We start from the raw sequence: 17,897 nt of genomic DNA, 5'->3' as shown, positions 1-17,897 counted from the left end.
TTATTATAATATACTACTTTTTCTTTTAGGAGGAACTTATGTTCAATGACTTTTTTTCAAACTTTAGTATTACAACCTTTATATTTTTAGCTATAGCTTGCTTTATTGGATCTTTTATAGATGCTATTGCTGGTGGTGGTGGATTAATAACTGTTCCTGCTTATATTTCTTCTGGCTTACCTATTCATATCGCTCTTGGATGTAATAAAATGTCTGGAACTTTTTCAACCGTTGGAAGTAGTTTAAAGTATATTACTTCTGGAAAAGTTAATTTTAAAGCTCTAAAATATCCAGTTATTTCCTCTTTGATAGGTGCTTGCTTAGGAGTATATGTTCTTAATCTTATAGATGCTAAATTCTTAGGGCCTATTGTTATCATTCTTTTATTAAGTGTTACTATTTATACTTTTACAAACAAAACTATGGGATTATCTAGTGAATTTAAAGGAATCAATAAAAAAAATACTTTTAATGGAACTTTATGGGCCTTTTTTATAAGTTTTTATATTGGATTTTTTGGACCTGGAGGAGGTTCCTTTTTAATATTTGCCTTTATTAAAATATATAACTTTGATTTTATACAGGCCTCAGGTAATGCTAAATTAATAAACTTAATAGCTAATATTGCTAGCCTTTTAGTCTTTATTTTTTTAGGAAAAATTGCCTATCTTTATTCTGTTCCTTTAAGCTTTTTTTCTTTTATAGGAGCTCAGTGTGGAGCTAAATTTGCAATTTTAAAAGGAGCTAAGTTCATTAGACCTGTTTTTTTAGTTGTAGCATCTATAACTACTTTTAAAATGATAATTGAACTTTTCTTTTAATTACAATAATTCTTTTCTACCTATTCTAATACCTAAAACACCTATTGGCACAGTTATAATTATTGATAAAACTCCTATTGCAAGTAATGTTTCTCCATGAGGAACTCCCATCATAAGAGGAATTCCTGCAATAGCTGCTTGTACTGTGGCTTTGGGTGTATATGCTAATCCACAAAATACTCTTTCTTTATTATTTAAATTGGATCCTATTAATGAAATTCCAACTCCAAGCATTCTTCCAGACAAACCTATTATAATTATCATCACTCCTATAATTCCTGAATTAAATATTACCCCCACATTTACCGCGGCACCTATTAATACAAATAATAAAATTTCAGCAAAAACCCATATCTTATTAAACTTTAAAGATAGTCTCTTAGCTAATTTAGGATTTCTTTCCAATATCATAAACCCCATAGCCATTATTCCTAATAAACTTGCAATTGGAAACATTTTTATATTTTCTAATTCATGAAATACTGCTGCTATCATCATAAAAATTATTGCTTTTCTTGTATCTCTAGTGTGATATTTTTTAAATATTCTAACTAGAATCTCTCCTGCTAGAATTCCTAAAGTTATACCTATAATTATACTCAATGGAATTTTAATAACTTCTAAATAAATATTCACTCCTTGACCCATAGCCATGGCTAAAAAAGAAGAAAATAAAGTTATTGCAAATACATCATCTATTGAAGCTCCTGCTAATATAATTGTAGGTATATCTTTTTCTTTTCCATAACCTTTCTCTTTCAATTCCAACATTTCTGGAACTACAACTGCAGGAGATACTGCTGCAATAATAAATCCCAAACATCCTGATATAAAATAATTATAACCTAATAATAAATGAGTCACTATCATTATAGTAAACCCCTCTAATAAACATGGAATAGAAGCCATTCTTATTGCAACTTTACCTATTCTATTCAGTACTTTCTTATCTATTCCAAGTCCTGCTCTTATTAATATAATTATTAGAGCACAAAGTCTTAAATCTGAAGAAATAGATAAAATTTTATCTGATATAAAAAAACTATTTAAATAATCATAACCTAAAATATCCACAAAATAATTTTTAGAATAACCTCCTAATAAAATACCAGTAAGTAACATTCCTAATAGAGATGGTAATCTTAACTTCTCAAAAACTTTTGCTAAAAACATAGCTACCAAAATAAAAAATGCAAAACTAAATAACATATTTCCTCCTTAAAATTTTAATAAAAATCAAAAAAGCTTCTGTAAATATAAAATTATATTTACAGAAGCCATCATCTTTTTCAAGCATTTCAAAACCCAAATAATCTTTGAATTTTTAGGAGAGCCTCTTCTCCTTTTTTATTTACTCAATATTATAACTAATTTTTTATTTTTTTTCAACTTATATTTTAATTCTTTTAATTTTTCAATTCTTTTCTTTTTTCAACTCTATCAACAATTAAAGAACAAACAAGATCTCCTGTTACATTTACAGTAGTTCTTCCCATATCAACTATTCTATCAACAGCCATTATAAGTCCTATTCCTTCTAAAGGTAATCCCACCTGAACTATTACCATTGATAACATAATTGTCCCAACTCCGGGTACTCCTGCAGTTCCTATTGAAGCTAAAACAGCTGTTAAAACTACTATAAAATAATCATTTGTTGTTAAACTAACATTATATAATTGAGCTATAAACACTGTCGCAACTCCTTGCATTATTGCAGTCCCATCCATATTTATTGTTGCTCCTAATGGTATAGTGAATGCACATACTTTTTCAGATACATTAAATTTTTCTTTTAATAATTTTAAATTTAAAGGTATACATGCCGCACTACTTGCAGTTGAAAAAGCAAGTGTTATTGAACCTAAAATATTTTTGAAAAAGTTTATTGGACTTTCTTTAGCAATTATACGAAGTAATACTTGATATGTCACTAAAGCATGAAATATTAGTATTATGTAAGTTACTCCTATAAAAGCAGCTAGAGGTTTCATTGCTCCCCATCCTAAAGTAATAAAAGTTTTACCTATTAAACCAAATATTCCTAGAGGAGCTAATTTCATTATTATTTCTACCATTTTTAACATTAACTCATTCGCTTCTTCAAATATATTTTTAATTTTTTGACCTTTTTCTCCAATGACAGTAAGAACTATTCCAACCATTATAGCAAAGAAAATAACTTGTAACATATTTCCTTCAACTAATGCCTTGAAGGGATTTTTAGGAATAATGTTAAGCAAAACATTAACAAAAGAACCTGCTTCTTTAGCTACAAATTTTGTTTGTTCTAAATTTTGTATCATAACTCCTTTTCCAGGATTAAATATATTTGCACCAAAAATTGCACAAACTATACCAAGAGCTGTTGTGCTCATAAAAAATAAAACTGCTTTTATCCCAATACTACCTAATTTTTTTACATCATTCATAGCTGCTGTTCCATTTACTAAAGATACAAAAACTAATGGTACTATTATCATTTTTATTAATCTTAAAAATCCTTGACCTAATAGCTGAAATACAAATCCTAAAATATATTTGCTTACAATTGGAGTTTCTTTGAATGGATATAATAAAGCCCCCACTAAAATCCCCGACATTAAACCAATAAAAATCTTATGAATCATTTTTAATTTTTTCATAACATCCTCCCTAAAATTTTATATTAAATTTTGTTAAAAACTAAAAAATATTCTACAGAATACTTGTGTATACACAAGTATTCCACTTGCTAAATGTTACCATATATCAATACTTTAGTCAACTTTTATTTCATTATTTCTAGTCTTATTTTAATGCTTTTTCAAAAAATATTGCTTGCATTTATTGTTTAAATACTTTATAATTTGTTGATATAATTTTTTAATTATTCAAAATTTTATTTAAAACAAGGGAGGATATATGGTTTTTATTTCGTCAATGGTAGATTTTCTTAATAATATCTTATGGTCGTATGTGCTTATTATATTATTAATTGGGGCCGGGTTATTATTTTCTTTTCAAACTAAATTTGTTCAATTTAGATTACTAAAAGAAATGATTATTCTTTTAAAAGAAGGAACTGGTGGAGTTAAAAATGGGGTATCATCATTTCAAGCTTTTTGTATTAGTACAGCGTCTAGAGTTGGTACAGGTAACTTAGCTGGAGTTGCTCTTGCTGTTGCAATTGGTGGTCCTGGAGCGGTTTTCTGGATGTGGCTTATTGCTTTACTTGGAGCAGCTTCTGCTTTTGTTGAATCAACTTTAGGACAACTTTACAAAGAAAAACGTGGTGACAACTTTGTTGGTGGACCTGCATATTATATTGAAAAAGCTCTTAATCTAAAATGGCTTGGAGTCACTTTTGCAATATTAATTTCTATTACTTATGGATTAGTATTTAACTCTGTTCAATCAAACACTATTTCCTTTGCCTTTAATAGAGCCTTTGGCCTTAATAGAAGTTATGCTGCTATTATTTTATTTGCTTTAACTGGTTTAATCATTTTTGGTGGAATTAAAAGAATTGCAGGAGTTGTATCTAAAATAGTTCCTATTATGGCTGTTCTTTATGTAACTGTTGTTTTTATTATCTTAGCTATGAATATAACTAAAATACCTGGAATTTTTATGTTAATAATTTCTGATGCTTTTGGTCCTCAACAATTTGCTGGTGGAGCAATTGGTATAGCTATGATGCAAGGAATCAAAAGAGGATTATTTTCTAACGAAGCTGGTATGGGTAGTGCACCTAATGCTGCTGCAACAGCTCATGTTTCTCATCCAGTTAAACAAGGATTAGTACAAACTTTATCTGTTTTTACTGATACAATTATTGTTTGTTCATCAACTGCATTTTTAATCTTAATCACAGGAATCTACAAAAATTCAGATCTTTCTGGAATTCAACTTACTCAAGAAGCTCTTACTTCTCAAATTGGAAGTTTTGGAGAAATTTTTATTGCAATTTGTATATTCTTATTCGCTTTTAGTTCTCTTATTGGAAACTACTATTATGGAGAAGCAAATATTCAATTTCTTTCAAAAAATAAATTTTATTTAAATTTATATAGACTGTCATGTCTATTAATGATCGCTTTCGGAAGTGTTGCTAAACTTGGTTTTGTATGGAATTTAGCTGATCTATTTATGGGATTAATGACTATTATAAATATTTATGCTATTATTAGACTTGGAAAAATTGCTAAACGTTGTCTTGATGATTATCTATCTCAAAAAGCAGCTGGTAAAGATCCTGTTTTTAAAGCTGAAGATATTGGTTTAACAGAACATGTTGAATGTTGGAAATAAATTAAAATAAAATTCAATGAAAATTTAAGGAGTTATATCTAAAAAAGATTTAACTCTTTTTATTTTTTTTGTTATACTATTAGTACTATAAAAATTTAAGGAGAAAAATAATGAGTATTTTAGATGTTAAAAATGTAAGCCACGGCTATGGCTCGCGAACTATATTAGAAGATGCTTCCTTTCGTCTTTTAAAAGGAGAACATGTTGGTTTAGTCGGAGCTAATGGAGAAGGTAAGTCTACTTTCTTAAATATAATAACCGGTTCTCTTGTTCCTGATGAAGGAAACATTCAATGGTGTAATCATATTACTACAGGATATTTAGATCAGTATAGCACTCTTGAGAAAGGAAAAACTATTCGTGATATTCTTCGTTCTGCCTTTAATCATATGTTTGATCTAGAAAAAGAAATGTTAGAACTTTATGACAAAATGGCTGATTGTGATTCTGAAAAAATGGATTTTCTTATGGAAGAAGTTGGAGAAATTCAATCTATATTAGAAAGTTCTGATTTCTATTCTTTAGATTCTAAAATAGAAGAATATGCTTCTGGATTAGGATTAATTGAAATTGGTCTTGATAAAGATGTTTCTGAACTTTCTGGAGGACAAAGAGCTAAAATTTTACTTACAAAAGTTCTTCTTGAAAATCCTATGATATTAATTCTTGATGAACCAACTAACTTTTTAGATGAAAATCATATTATATGGCTTAAAAATTTCTTAAAAAATTATGAAAATGCTTTTATTTTAGTTTCTCATGACATTCCTTTCTTAAATGATGTTACCAATGTTATTTACCATGTTGAAAATGCCACCCTTACTCGTTATACAGGTGATTATTATGAATTTATGAAAATGCATGAATTAAAAAAGAAACAACTAGAACAAGCTTATAAAAAACAACAAAAAGAAATTGCACATCTTAAAGATTTTATTTCAAAAAACAAAGCAAGAGTTGCCACTACAAATCTTGCTAAAGATAGACAAAGAAAGTTAGATCGAATGAATATTATTGAAATTACTAAAGAAAAAATAAAACCAACATTTAATTTTAAAACTGCCAGAACTCCTAGTAGAGAAATAATCATTGCCAAAGATTTAGTTATAGGATACAACGAACCTTTGACTAAAAAATTAAATTTTTCAATTGAACGTAACCAAAAAATTGCAATTAAAGGTGTTAATGGTCTTGGAAAATCTACTCTTTTAAAAACTATTTTGGGAATCATACCTTCTATGTCTGGAGAAGTTGAACAGGGTCAATTTTTAGAAACTGGATATTTTGAACAAGAAGAAAATATCAAAGGAATAACTGCTTTAGATTTTATTTGGAATGAATTTCCTAGCCTAACTAATTATGAAGCAAGATCAGCTTTAGCAAAATGCGGACTTACAAATGATCATATTACTAGTCAAATTCAAGTTTTATCAGGTGGAGAAAATGCTAAAGTTCGTTTATGTAAATTAATGTTAAGAGAATCTAATTTTTTAATTTTAGATGAACCAACTAACCATCTAGACGTGGATGCTAAAAATGAATTAAAAAAAGCTTTACAAGAATTTAAAGGTACTATTCTTTTAGTTAGTCATGAACCTGAATTTTACCAAGATATAGCTACAGAAATTTGGAATGTAGAAAATTGGACTACTAAAATTGTATAAAAAAAAGACTGAAAGCAGTCTTTTTTTATTTACAAATTTTATTAAAATCTTCTATAAATAAATTTATATTTTCTTCTGTGGTTGCCCAAGATGTTACAAATCTAACTATAGATTCTTCTTCATATCTTTCCTGAATTTCATATTTATATTTTTTCTCCAATTCTTTTAATATATCATTAGAAATAATTACAAATAATTGATTACTATAAGATTCTTTATATAATTTTATATTTTTTTCTATAAAATTATCTTTTAATTTTTTAGCCATTAAATTAGAATGTTTTCCTATTTCCCAATATAAGTTTTCTTTAAATAACTCATTAAATTGAATTCCTAATAATCTTCCCTTGGCAAACAAAGCTCCTCTTTGTTTAATACTATATTGAAATCCTTCTGTTAATTTTTCATTAAAAAATATAACTCCTTCTCCAAAATAAGCTCCACATTTTGTTCCACCAATGTATAAAATATCACATAAGTTTTTATAATCTTCAAATAAAATATCATTATTACTAGAAGCTAAAGCTGAAGCTAATCTTGCTCCATCTATAAATAGATATAACCCTTTTTCTTTACAATGCTGAAACAATAGTTCTAATTCTTTCTTTTTATAAATAACTCCTAATTCATTTGGATTAGAAATATAAACCATCTTAGGTTCTACATTATGAGCATCTGTATGGCTTGATAATAAACTATCAATTACTTTAGGAGATAATTTTCCATCTTCTGTTTTTATCAATCTAATTTTATGACCTGTAGCTTCTATAGCTCCTGTTTCATGAGAATTTATATGCCCTGTTTCTGCAGAAATAACCGCTTGATAAGGTTTTAAAACATGAGATATTACTGTTAAATTAGTTTGAGTCCCCCCTACCAAAAAACGAATATAACAACTATTACATTTTAGTTTATTTTTTATATTATCATAGGCTTCTTTTGTGTATTCATCTTCACTATACCCATCAGTTTGTAATAAATTTGTTTTTAATAATGCCTCTATTATTTTAGGGTGAGCCCCCTCACTATAATCATTTTTAAAACTTATCATTTTAATACCTCCTCTAGTTAAAATATAATTTAAGTATATTATTTTTAAAAGTTTTTGTAAAGAATTTTATAAAATTCTTGAATATATCTTTGAAACATTTTATACTATAAATAAGATACGACATATGGAGGTAGAATAATGACTTTAGAAGATATTTTTAAAATAGAAGGAACTATTATTACAACTGAAAAACTAAATGAAATTATGCAAAGTGAATTCATTGCATTTTTTCAAAATTGTGGAGCTAGTGGTTTAAAAATTGGATATACTTGGTATATTTTAAATTTAATAGATGGCACAGAAGTTAATTTTTATTGCAAAAATGAATAATTTAAAGGAGATATTATGAAGCTAATAGTTAGTGATTTAGACGGTACTCTTTTAAATGACAAAAGAGAAATTTCAAAAAAAACAAAAAAAATTTTATATGAACTGAATTTAAAAGGTATTGACTTTGCCTTTGCTTCTGGAAGAGGTATAGGTTCTATTATTCCTTATAGAGATTTTTTAGGTATCAATGCTTATTTTATTTGTAATAATGGTGCTAGTATTTATGACAAACATGAAAATTTAATTTATGAATATCCTATTGATGAAAAAATTGTAGAAGAACTTATAAATTTTTTCAGAAAAAAAAATATTAACTATAATGGATTTTATAAAGATAAACTTTTTATTGATAATTTAAACAAAAATAAAGTTGTTACTTTAGAACATCAATATAATATTGTTGAATTAGAAAACAAAAAGAATTTTCCAAAAATGATTAAATTAATTGTTAAAGGAAAAGAAGATTATATAATTTCCCTAAAAGATGAAATGATTAATTTATTTTCTAATTTTTTAGATATAACTATCTCTCATCCAACTTGTTTAGATATTGTTAGCATTAATGCCACTAAAGGAAATGGAATTAAATTACTTTCAGAAAAATTAAACATTTCAATATGTGATATTATTGCTTTTGGAGATGCTGAAAATGATTTAGATATGTTAAAAATGGTTGGTCATCCTGTCATTATGAAAAATAGTAGCTTTAAACTAAAAAATTCTATTAAAACTGAAACTCTTTCTAATATTGAAGATGGGGTAGCTTATTATTTAAAAAAATATTTTTCTTTATAAAAAACCTCTTCAAGAAGAAGAGGCTTTTATTTATATAGTTTTTTCTTTTTAATATATTCTAAGACTTCTTTTTTTAAAAATCCTTCACAATTTTTACTACTTCTTATGTTATCTCTTACTTTGCTAGAAGAAACATCGTAATAATCATTTTCAATTTCTATAATGTTATCAGAATTAATTACACTTTTATAACCTCTTCTTTTTAGAACAACCACTTTTGCTAATTCTAAAATTTTTTTATAATCCTTCCATTTATCAAAATAAGCTGCCGAATCTTCCCCTATAATTTCAAAATATTCATGATTTTTCCCATATTTTTCAATTATCCTATTCAATGTATCATAAGTATAAGAAGTTTCATCTAAATCTATTTCTATTCTAGAAAGCTCAACTTTATCTATATCATTAAAACATAATTCACATAACTTATATCTTTCATTTGAATCTATAAGATCTGTCTTTCCATGACAAGGCGTTCCTATTGGAATTATTAACAATTTATCTAAATTTAATTTATCTATAATTAATTTTGATATATTTTCATGACCTTGATGAGGAGGATTAAAACTTCCACCATAAATACCTATTTTCATAACTTCTCTCCATTAATCCTCTATTTCCATAATAGATTCTATTAGTTCTTTTTGATTCCTTGCACTTTTTATTATTTCTCTATTATTTTTACTTCTAAATATTTTAGCTAACTGTGATAATAAAACCAAATATTCTGAACTTTTTTCCTTTGGTGCTCCTACCAAAACAACTATTTTAATAGGTTCGCTATCTAAAGAATCATATAATGCAGGCTCTTCCAATAAACCAATCGCAATTACTAAATCTTTTAATCCTTCGCATCTTGCATGTGGAATAGCTATCCCCATTCCTATGCAAGTACTCCCAATTTTTTCTCGCTCATGTAAATTCTTTGAGAACCCTTTTTTATCCACTATTAAGTTTGTATTGTTATCTACAAGTTCAACTAATTTATTAATAATTTCTAATTTTGTATGTTTTCCTTTTATAATTGTCATTAATTTACTATTAAAATAATTTATCATGAGTTTCCTCCATTATATAAATAATTTAGTTAAAATTTCTCTTTCTATTTCATCAATAGTTTTTTGATTTTTTTCATTAAACTCATCTATTTTTTTCACCAAAATTGAAATATATTTTTTTTCTTCTTGATATTCAAAAGAATTTAAAACTTTAAAATATGAAACTATTTTAAAACCTTCTTTTGTCATAAATTTTTCTTTATTATTCATTATTTTTTCTTTTAATTCTTCTTTTGAAACTAGAGATTCACAAGCATATTCAAAATCATGAAAATCTGATCTCATTTTAGTAACAAAACAAATAACTAAATCCATAACTATATCAACATATCCATATTTTTTAAAATACTCTCTCATAGAATAAACTTGTATTCCTTTATTAAAATCCATATTATCCATAAGAACATAATTAAATAATGTCTTAAAAAATTTGTTTTCATCTCTAAAATACATTTCTTTACAATATGGTAATACATGCTTATAGCTTCCTTTTGCAATTAGTTTTAACATATTTTTATCTAGTTTTTCATCTTTTTCTGTTGTCATTCTTGAAATTTTTCTTATTTCCTTATCTTCAGATTCATTATAGAATTCCATCGAATAATTTATAAATTTTTGAATATCATCAGTATATACAGATAATGGAATTATATTATTGAATTCTTTTCTATTTATTATTCCATTATTATTTAAAGTAAAATACGTATTTTTTCTAAAAAATCTCCCTTTTTCTTCTAAAAATTCACTTTGACTATTAAAGTCCAACATCTTTTCCCCCTTTAAAACATTCCAAAGAATTATTTTCTAAAAAATCAAACTCTATTTTTAGAACATATAAATTGTCCCATTCTATATCCTTTGGAATTTTAACTATATCTTTCTCTGTTGTAATTATATATCTAGCATTTATATCTCTAGCACGTTTTTTTATAAGTTCTATATCTTTATTTTTAAAAGAATGATGATCTAAAAAATCTATTCTTTCTATATATTCTGGATCTAAAGATATTACTGTTTTTTCAAAATTTAAAGGATTTGCAAGTCCTGAAAATAATAAAACCCTTTTTCCTTTTACCCAAAATAATGGTTTCATATTTCCCTCTATATTATAAAGACATTTTATCCCATGTCTAGCTACGGAAACTGGCTTTCCATACTTTCCTCTAAAAAATCTTTTTAATTTATTTAAATCTCTTTCAGCTATTAAATCAGATTTAGTTATTATAAACTCTGAAGATCTCTGAGCTGCTGTATCAAATTTTTCTCTTAAAGTTCCCTTAGGTAAAAGATTATTCCAACCAAATGGATTAGTAGCATCTATTAAGACTATATCCCAATTTCTAAAAAATTTTCTATGCTGAAAACCATCATCTAAAATAATAGTATCCACATTAAATTTTTCTTTAGCTAATTTTGCTGCCTCATATCTATTTTTCCCAACAACTATGGGAACCTTCAAATTCAAAGCATGAATATAAGGCTCATCCCCACTTTCTTTAGCTGTGACAAATATTTTTTCTCCATCTGAAACAACTAAAGGATCTTCTTTTCTTTTTCCTCTATATCCTCTAGATACAACTGCAACTTTTTTACCCTCACTTGTTAACTTTTTTGCAAAATACTGTACTGCTGGAGTTTTTCCTGTTCCCCCAACTGTTATATTTCCTATGCATATAACAAATAAATCTTCTATTTTCTTTATTTTTAAAATTTCCTTATCGTATAATAAATTTCTTAAACTTGTAATAAGAAAATACAAATATGACAAAATCTTCATTCTTACCTCTTTTTATAATTTCTTTCTATCATTATATTTTACCTTTAATTTAGATAAATTGCAAAAAAAATTTATTTTAATTTTTTCAACCTACAATCTAACTGGTACAATTTTAGAAATACCTATTTTTTTATTCATTGTAACTCCAAATAAACTATCTGAAGATCTCATAGTCTCTTTATTATGAGTTATTAAAATAAACTGTGATTTATCAGTAAATTCTTTTAATTTATTAATAAGTTTTTTTGTATTTTTTTCATCTAAAGCTGCTTCAATCTCATCTAAAAAAGTAAATGGACTAGGTTTATACATAAATATAGCAATTATAAATGCTATTGCAACCATTGATTTTTCTCCACCTGATAATAATGTTAATGATTGTCTTTTTTTATTTTTAAATTTAACATATATTTCTACTCCACAATTTTCATAATCTTCTTTGTTTATCAATGTTAAACTACCTTCAGAATTATCAATTGTTTCCATACACATAAAATTAAAATTTTTATTAATATTTTCATAAGCATCTAAAAATCTAGTTTTTATATTATTTGAAATATCTTCTATAACTTCCATTAAAGAACCTTTACTTTTTTCTAGATCATCTTTTTGATTTTTTATAAAATTATATTTTTCATCTAACTCTTTAAATTCTTCAACTGCTAGTAAATTAACAGTTTCAAAAGATTTTAGTTTGTTATTTAAATATTTAGTTTTATCCATAGAAACTTTATAATTATTTCTATCTATCTTTTTTTCTTTATTAATATTTTCTAAACTTTTTAAATTTTCTTTTAATGATTCTAATTTTTCATTATAGTTAGCTAATTTATCTTTTTCTAATTTTAGTTTTTCTTCTTCCTTATAAATTTTATTTTCAAATTCTTTTATTTCAACCATATATTCTTTTTCTTTAATATTTAAAAAATCACTTCTTTCTTTCATAACTTCTAAATTTATATTTTCTTTTTCAAATTGAACATTTTTTTCTTCTCTTTCTTGATTTATTATTTTTAATTTTTCTTCTATTTTTTTTATTCCATCAGAAAGTTTAAAAATTCTATCTTTTATTAAATTTTGATTTTCTTCTAATTCTAATTTTTCTCTTTCATTTTTATAAATATCATTTTTTATTGTTATTATTCTATCTTTACTATTTAAAAATTTAATCTTCATATCTGAAAATTCATCTTTCAATTTTACTAAAGATAAACTTATCTCTTTAAGATCCTGTGATTTTTTCTCAATAGATATTTTAATATCTTCTGTCTTTTTTTCTGTATCCTTTTTTTCTTTACTTGAACTTTCTATTTTTTTCATATACTCTCTAGCATAATTTTCTTCCTCTTGTTTTTCTGCCAAATAGATATTTTTATCTTTCAATAGTTTTTCTTCTTTTAATTTTAAATTTTCAAACTCCTCATGATAAATTTTAACATTTTTTCTTAAATTTTCAATTAAAACATCCAATTCTTGTGTCTTATTTTCCAACATTTCTATATTTTTAGAATAATTTTCTTGTTTTAATTTATTTTCATTTATCTTATTTATTAATTCTTCTAATAATTTTTCTAATCTTTTTGATTCTTTTCTTCTTTCAAACATTTGAGAAACAGCTGAATTTCTATTACTTCCTCCTGTTATCCTTCCAGAACCACTGATATATTCACCATGTAAAGTTACTATATTTCCTGCAAATAAATTTTTCTTTGAAATATTAACTGCTATATCCATATTCTCAACAACAAGTAAATTAGCAAGAATCATCTCAATTATTTTTTTATATTTAGAATCATATTCTATCAACTCTGATCCTCTTCCTATAACTCCTGAAATAGAAGGGATATTCTTTTTTCCAAAAGTTTTTATCGTATCTAGAGCTAAGAAAGAAGCTTTTCCTACTCTTCTTTCCTTTAAAATTTTAATACATTTCTTTGCTACATTACTATTTTCAACAACAATATCTTGTAAATTTCCTGAAATAGATGCTTCTATGGCTTTTTCATATTTTTCTGGAACCTTAATAATTGAAATAAGTGCCCCTTCAACTCCTCTTATTCCTTCATTTAATATTTCTTTTACTCCTTTATAAAAGCCCTCATTATTCCCTTCAAATCTTAATATTTGTTCATATTTTCTTCTATTACTAATTTCTTCTCTTTCATCTCTTCTTAATTGTTCTGCAATTTTATTAGATTCAATACTTATTTTTGAAATTTTTTCTTCACAAATTTCTTGTTTTTTCGTTACTTCTACCAATTGTTCTTTTTTTGATAATCCATTTTTCCTAGCTATTTCTTTAAATTCTTTATTTGACTTAATTTTTTCTTCTATTTCAGTTATATCACTATTTATATTTTTTATTCTTGAGTTACTACCTTTCATTCTTTTCTCTGAATTTTCAATATCATTAGATTGTTGTAATTTTATAACCTCATAGTCCAATATTTTTCTCTGATTATCTTCTATTATTTTTTCAATTTCTATTTTATTTTTATCTTTTATTTTAATTTTTTCTTCAAATTTAGAATAGTTTTTTTCTCCAGAAATTATATTTATCTCTAATTTTTTCTTTTCTTCTTTTAATATTTCAAAAGTTTTTAAATTTTCATCTTTTTTATTAATTAATTTATCTAAAGCTTCTTTTTTTTCAGAGATTTCCCTATTATAGGATTCTTTTCTCTCTAATAATTTAGTTTCTTCATTTTCAAAATTATTAATCAAATTTTTAAGCTCTTCATTTTTATTTAAAGAATTTTTTATTTCTTCTTTTATTTTTTCTTTATCTAAAATTGTTTGAGATAAAGAATTTTCTTTAATTATTTTATCTTCTTTTAAATTATCTCTATTTTTTGAAATATTTAAAACTTTTTCTCTTGAAATTTCTATATTATCTTTATTATTTTCTATTTCATAAATTATTATTCCTTTATTCAAAGAATCTCTTTCTTTTTTTAATTCTAAAAAAGCTAAAGCTTTATCAGCCTGTTTCTTTATTTTAGATCTATTTTCATAAGTCTCATTCAATATCAATTCTATCTTTTCTACTTCATTTGTTACATTAACTAATTTTTTTTCAGATTCTAGTTTTCTTATTTGATATTTTTTTACTCCTGCTGCTTCTTCTATTATTTCTTTTATTTCTTTTTTAGATGATGAAATAATTCTTTCTACTTTTCCTTGTCCTATAACAGAATAAGCTGATTTTCCAACTCCTGTATCCATAAATAAATTACTAATATCTCTTAATCTCGATTTTTTATCATTTATTAAATATTCATTTTCTCCTGTTTTATAAAGCTTTCTAGTTATTTTTACAACTTCTTCTTCTATTGGAAAAAACCTATCTTTATTATCTATACTTAAAGACACCTCAGCATAAGAAGCTCCATTTTTCTTCGCTTCACCTGAAAAAATAATATCCTTACTTTCTTTAGCTCTTATATTCTTATATGATTGCTCTCCTAAAACCCATAATATAGAATCTAATATATTTGACTTCCCAGATCCATTAGGTCCTACAATAGAGGTAATACCACCATCAAAATCTATTTTCACTCTTTCACCAAATGATTTAAACCCATATATTTCAACACTTTTCAAATACATCCAATACCTCTCTTATAATATATATTTGTCTAAATTCTCTTCTTTAAATTTTCCTTTAAATATTTTTTCAACATATTTTTTATCAATTGTAATTTTTTCTTTTCCTTCATAAGGTGCCTCAAACATAATATCTTTAAGTAAAAATTCCAATATTGTAGAAAGTCTTCTAGCTCCTATATTCTCAATATTTTCATTTAAATATATTGCATATTCGGATATTTTTTCTATAGCTCCTTTAGTTACCTTTAGTTCTACATTATCAATTAAAAGCATTTCTCTATATTGATCTATTAAATTATAGTCTATATTTGTTAATATTTTTTTAAAATCTTGCTCATTTAAATCTTGCATCTCTGTTACTATTGGAAATCTCCCTTGCAATTCTGGCATAAGATCTGAAAAACTAGATTCTGAAAAAGCTCCTGCAGCTATAAATAATATATGATCTGTTTTAACTGGACCATATTTAGTCATAACTGTTGTCCCTTCAACTATTGGCAATATATCTCTTTGCACTCCTTGCCTAGAAACTTCACTTCTCCCTACATTTCCACTTCCAGCAATTTTATCAATCTCATCAATAAAAATTATTCCATCTTCCTCTGCTGCTCTTACTGCTTCTATGTTTATTTCATCCATATTGATATTCTTTTCTATTTCTTCATTTATTATAATATCAATAGCATCTTTTACTGTCACTTTTACTTTTTTTGACTTTTTTCCGTCAAAATTTGACATTATACTTTCTATTATAGGTCCCATATCTCCATCTGGCTTATTTCCTATAACTTCAACTACAGCTCCATCTGTATTTCCTCTTTTTATAGGTTTATTTATTTCAACCTCCCTATCATCATAAATCCCTTCTTTTATTTCATTTATTAATTTTTCTTTACTTTCGTCATTAATTGTTGATAACTTATCAAGTTTCTTAGCTACTTTTTCTATAGCAAAATCCATATATTTATCTTTCAAACTATCTATTTTTTCTTTTCTTAATTTTCTAATTGTTATAGCCACTAAATCTTTAATAATGCTTTCAACATCTTTCCCCACATAACCAACCTCTGTATATTTTGTTGCTTCTACTTTTATAAAGGGAGAATTTGTTATTTTAGCTAATCTTCTTGCTATTTCTGTCTTTCCTACACCTGTAGACCCCATTAAAATTATATTTTTAGGAGTTATTTCTTTTTTCATTATTTCATTTTTTATTAACTTTCTTCTATATCTATTTCTTAAAGATACTGCTACATTTTTTTTTGCTTCATCTTGAGAAACAATATATTTATCTAATTCTTTGACTATTATTTTAGGAACTAAATTTTTCTCTATCATTATTGTATCTCCTTTCTTCTATAATAATTTTTTTATTTTCTTAGTTTACTGACATATTATTGTACCATAATTTTTAAATAAAAACATCTGAAATTATACATTTCCCATAATAAAAAATGGATGCTAACTTAAAAAGTTACCATCCATTTAAACTATAAAAACATATACCTAAAACTCTATTTAATTTTCTCTCATTTGCTTTATTTCATTTATCATAATCGGTAAAGCTTCCATAACATTTCCTACTATCCCTACATTGGCTACTTCAAAAATTGGAGCATCTTCATCTTTGTTAATAGCAACTATATAATCAGAACCAACCATTCCTGAAACATGTTGCACTGCTCCCGATATTCCACAAGCTATATATAATTTAGGACCAACTATTTTCCCTGATTGTCCAACTTGATGATTTTTTGATATCCATCCCGCTTCAATAGCTGGCCTTGTTGCCCCTACAACTCCTCCTAATAGACCAGCTAACTCTTCTACTAACTTGAAGTTATCTGCATTTCCCATTCCTCTTCCACCAGCTATAATAACTTCAGCTGACTCTAAATCTACTGTTTCAGCTATTTCTTTAACCACATTTACTATTCTTGTTTTTATATTATTTTCTTCTAACTCTAATTCTACAGAAACTACTTCACCTTTTCTTTCCTCTTCTTCTAATTTTTTAAAAGCTCCAGAACGAATAGTTCCTATTTGTAATTGTGAATTATCCATCATCATATCAGAAAATAAAGTTCCTCCATATGCTGGGCAAGTCCATATTACATTTTCTTTCTCATCTAATTTTAAACCTATTGCATCTGTTACACATCCAACCTCTAATCTTGATGCTAATCTTGATGCTAATTCTTTACCTACTAAAGTACCTCCTAATATAAAAGCTGAAAACTCTTTATCTTTCAAGATTTTTTCAAAAGCTTCAACATATATATCTAAGTTTATTTTTTCTAATTTTGATGATTTTAATACCATTACTTCATCAGCACCACTATTTATTAGTTCTTTTATTAATTTTTCATCATTTTTTAATATAGCTGCTATAACTTTATCTCCTATTTTTTTTCCAGCAGAAATAGCTTCTAAACTATTTTTTAAGATATTTCCCTCTTTTATTTCTACAAATGTTAATATATTTTTCATTTTAATCCC

At 25.5% G+C, this 17,897-nt stretch carries 15 protein-coding genes and 1 riboswitch; of the genes, 5 read left to right on the top strand and 10 right to left on the bottom strand.

What is annotated here, in order from left to right; all coding sequences use genetic code 11:
- Positions 1-38 precede the first annotated feature (38 nt).
- Positions 39-821 carry a TSUP family transporter gene (locus tag Q7K47_07745; GenBank protein MDP0507094.1) on the top strand — a complete coding sequence of 261 codons (783 nt, stop codon included), beginning with the start codon at positions 39-41 and terminating at the stop codon, positions 819-821.
- Here the strand turns inward: Q7K47_07745 and Q7K47_07740 are convergent, their stop codons facing one another.
- Both Q7K47_07740 and Q7K47_07735 read right to left on the bottom strand, forming a co-directional pair.
- Positions 822-2,030, bottom strand: a complete 1,209-nt coding sequence (locus tag Q7K47_07740; GenBank protein MDP0507093.1) for a cation:proton antiporter — start codon at positions 2,028-2,030, stop codon at positions 822-824. It lies immediately after the preceding gene.
- Between the two features lie 55 nt (positions 2,031-2,085).
- A riboswitch (Fluoride riboswitch) is annotated at positions 2,086-2,173 on the bottom strand.
- Between the two features lie 54 nt (positions 2,174-2,227).
- On the bottom strand, positions 2,228-3,466 hold the full coding sequence (locus Q7K47_07735) for a dicarboxylate/amino acid:cation symporter (GenBank protein ID MDP0507092.1): 1,239 nt from the start codon (positions 3,464-3,466) through the stop codon (positions 2,228-2,230).
- A 259-nt stretch (positions 3,467-3,725) separates the two neighbouring features.
- Here Q7K47_07735 and Q7K47_07730 point away from each other — a divergent pair, with 259 nt between their 5' ends.
- A complete protein-coding gene (locus Q7K47_07730; protein MDP0507091.1) occupies positions 3,726-5,114 on the top strand; it encodes an alanine/glycine:cation symporter family protein in 1,389 nt (462 codons plus the stop codon).
- Between the two features lie 110 nt (positions 5,115-5,224).
- Positions 5,225-6,778 carry an ABC-F family ATP-binding cassette domain-containing protein gene (locus tag Q7K47_07725; protein MDP0507090.1) on the top strand — a complete coding sequence of 518 codons (1,554 nt, stop codon included), beginning with the start codon at positions 5,225-5,227 and terminating at the stop codon, positions 6,776-6,778.
- Positions 6,779-6,803: 25 nt separating this feature from the next.
- On the opposite strand, the gene Q7K47_07720 is transcribed toward Q7K47_07725, so the two are convergent.
- Positions 6,804-7,829: an aminotransferase class V-fold PLP-dependent enzyme gene (locus tag Q7K47_07720; GenBank protein MDP0507089.1), complete on the bottom strand. Its 1,026-nt coding sequence runs from the start codon at positions 7,827-7,829 to the stop codon at positions 6,804-6,806.
- 138 nt (positions 7,830-7,967) lie between these two features.
- Between Q7K47_07720 and Q7K47_07715 the strand changes: the two genes are divergently transcribed.
- Both Q7K47_07715 and Q7K47_07710 read left to right on the top strand, forming a co-directional pair.
- On the top strand, positions 7,968-8,159 hold the full coding sequence (locus Q7K47_07715; protein ID MDP0507088.1) for a hypothetical protein: 192 nt from the start codon (positions 7,968-7,970) through the stop codon (positions 8,157-8,159).
- Positions 8,160-8,174: 15 nt separating this feature from the next.
- Complete coding sequence (locus Q7K47_07710) at positions 8,175-8,954, top strand: Cof-type HAD-IIB family hydrolase (GenBank protein MDP0507087.1); 780 nt, start codon at positions 8,175-8,177, stop codon at positions 8,952-8,954.
- 26 nt (positions 8,955-8,980) lie between these two features.
- On the opposite strand, the gene nadD is transcribed toward Q7K47_07710, so the two are convergent.
- The 7 genes from nadD to Q7K47_07675 form a co-directional block, all read right to left on the bottom strand.
- Positions 8,981-9,547: a nicotinate (nicotinamide) nucleotide adenylyltransferase gene (gene nadD, locus Q7K47_07705; protein MDP0507086.1), complete on the bottom strand. Its 567-nt coding sequence runs from the start codon at positions 9,545-9,547 to the stop codon at positions 8,981-8,983.
- 12 nt (positions 9,548-9,559) lie between these two features.
- Complete coding sequence (locus tag Q7K47_07700; GenBank protein MDP0507085.1) at positions 9,560-10,012, bottom strand: PTS sugar transporter subunit IIA; 453 nt, start codon at positions 10,010-10,012, stop codon at positions 9,560-9,562.
- A gap of 12 nt (positions 10,013-10,024) precedes the next feature.
- Complete coding sequence (locus tag Q7K47_07695) at positions 10,025-10,780, bottom strand: hypothetical protein (GenBank protein MDP0507084.1); 756 nt, start codon at positions 10,778-10,780, stop codon at positions 10,025-10,027.
- Positions 10,767-11,789, bottom strand: a complete 1,023-nt coding sequence (gene lpxK / locus Q7K47_07690; protein ID MDP0507083.1) for a tetraacyldisaccharide 4'-kinase — start codon at positions 11,787-11,789, stop codon at positions 10,767-10,769. The genes Q7K47_07695 and lpxK overlap by 14 nt, the downstream gene beginning before the upstream one ends.
- A gap of 90 nt (positions 11,790-11,879) precedes the next feature.
- A complete protein-coding gene (gene smc, locus Q7K47_07685) occupies positions 11,880-15,398 on the bottom strand; it encodes a chromosome segregation protein SMC (protein MDP0507082.1) in 3,519 nt (1,172 codons plus the stop codon).
- A 12-nt stretch (positions 15,399-15,410) separates the two neighbouring features.
- Positions 15,411-16,736 (bottom strand): ATP-dependent protease ATPase subunit HslU, encoded by a 1,326-nt coding sequence (gene hslU, locus Q7K47_07680; GenBank protein ID MDP0507081.1) that lies wholly within the window; start codon positions 16,734-16,736, stop codon positions 15,411-15,413.
- Positions 16,737-16,916: 180 nt separating this feature from the next.
- Positions 16,917-17,888: an electron transfer flavoprotein subunit alpha/FixB family protein gene (locus Q7K47_07675; GenBank protein ID MDP0507080.1), complete on the bottom strand. Its 972-nt coding sequence runs from the start codon at positions 17,886-17,888 to the stop codon at positions 16,917-16,919.
- Positions 17,889-17,897 lie beyond the last annotated feature (9 nt).

Source organism: Fusobacterium sp. JB019 (assembly GCA_030673965.1).
Classification (GTDB): domain Bacteria; phylum Fusobacteriota; class Fusobacteriia; order Fusobacteriales; family Fusobacteriaceae; genus Fusobacterium_B.
The sequence above is the reverse complement of the archived record's forward strand: the minus strand, read 5'-3'. Positions and strand labels throughout refer to the sequence as shown.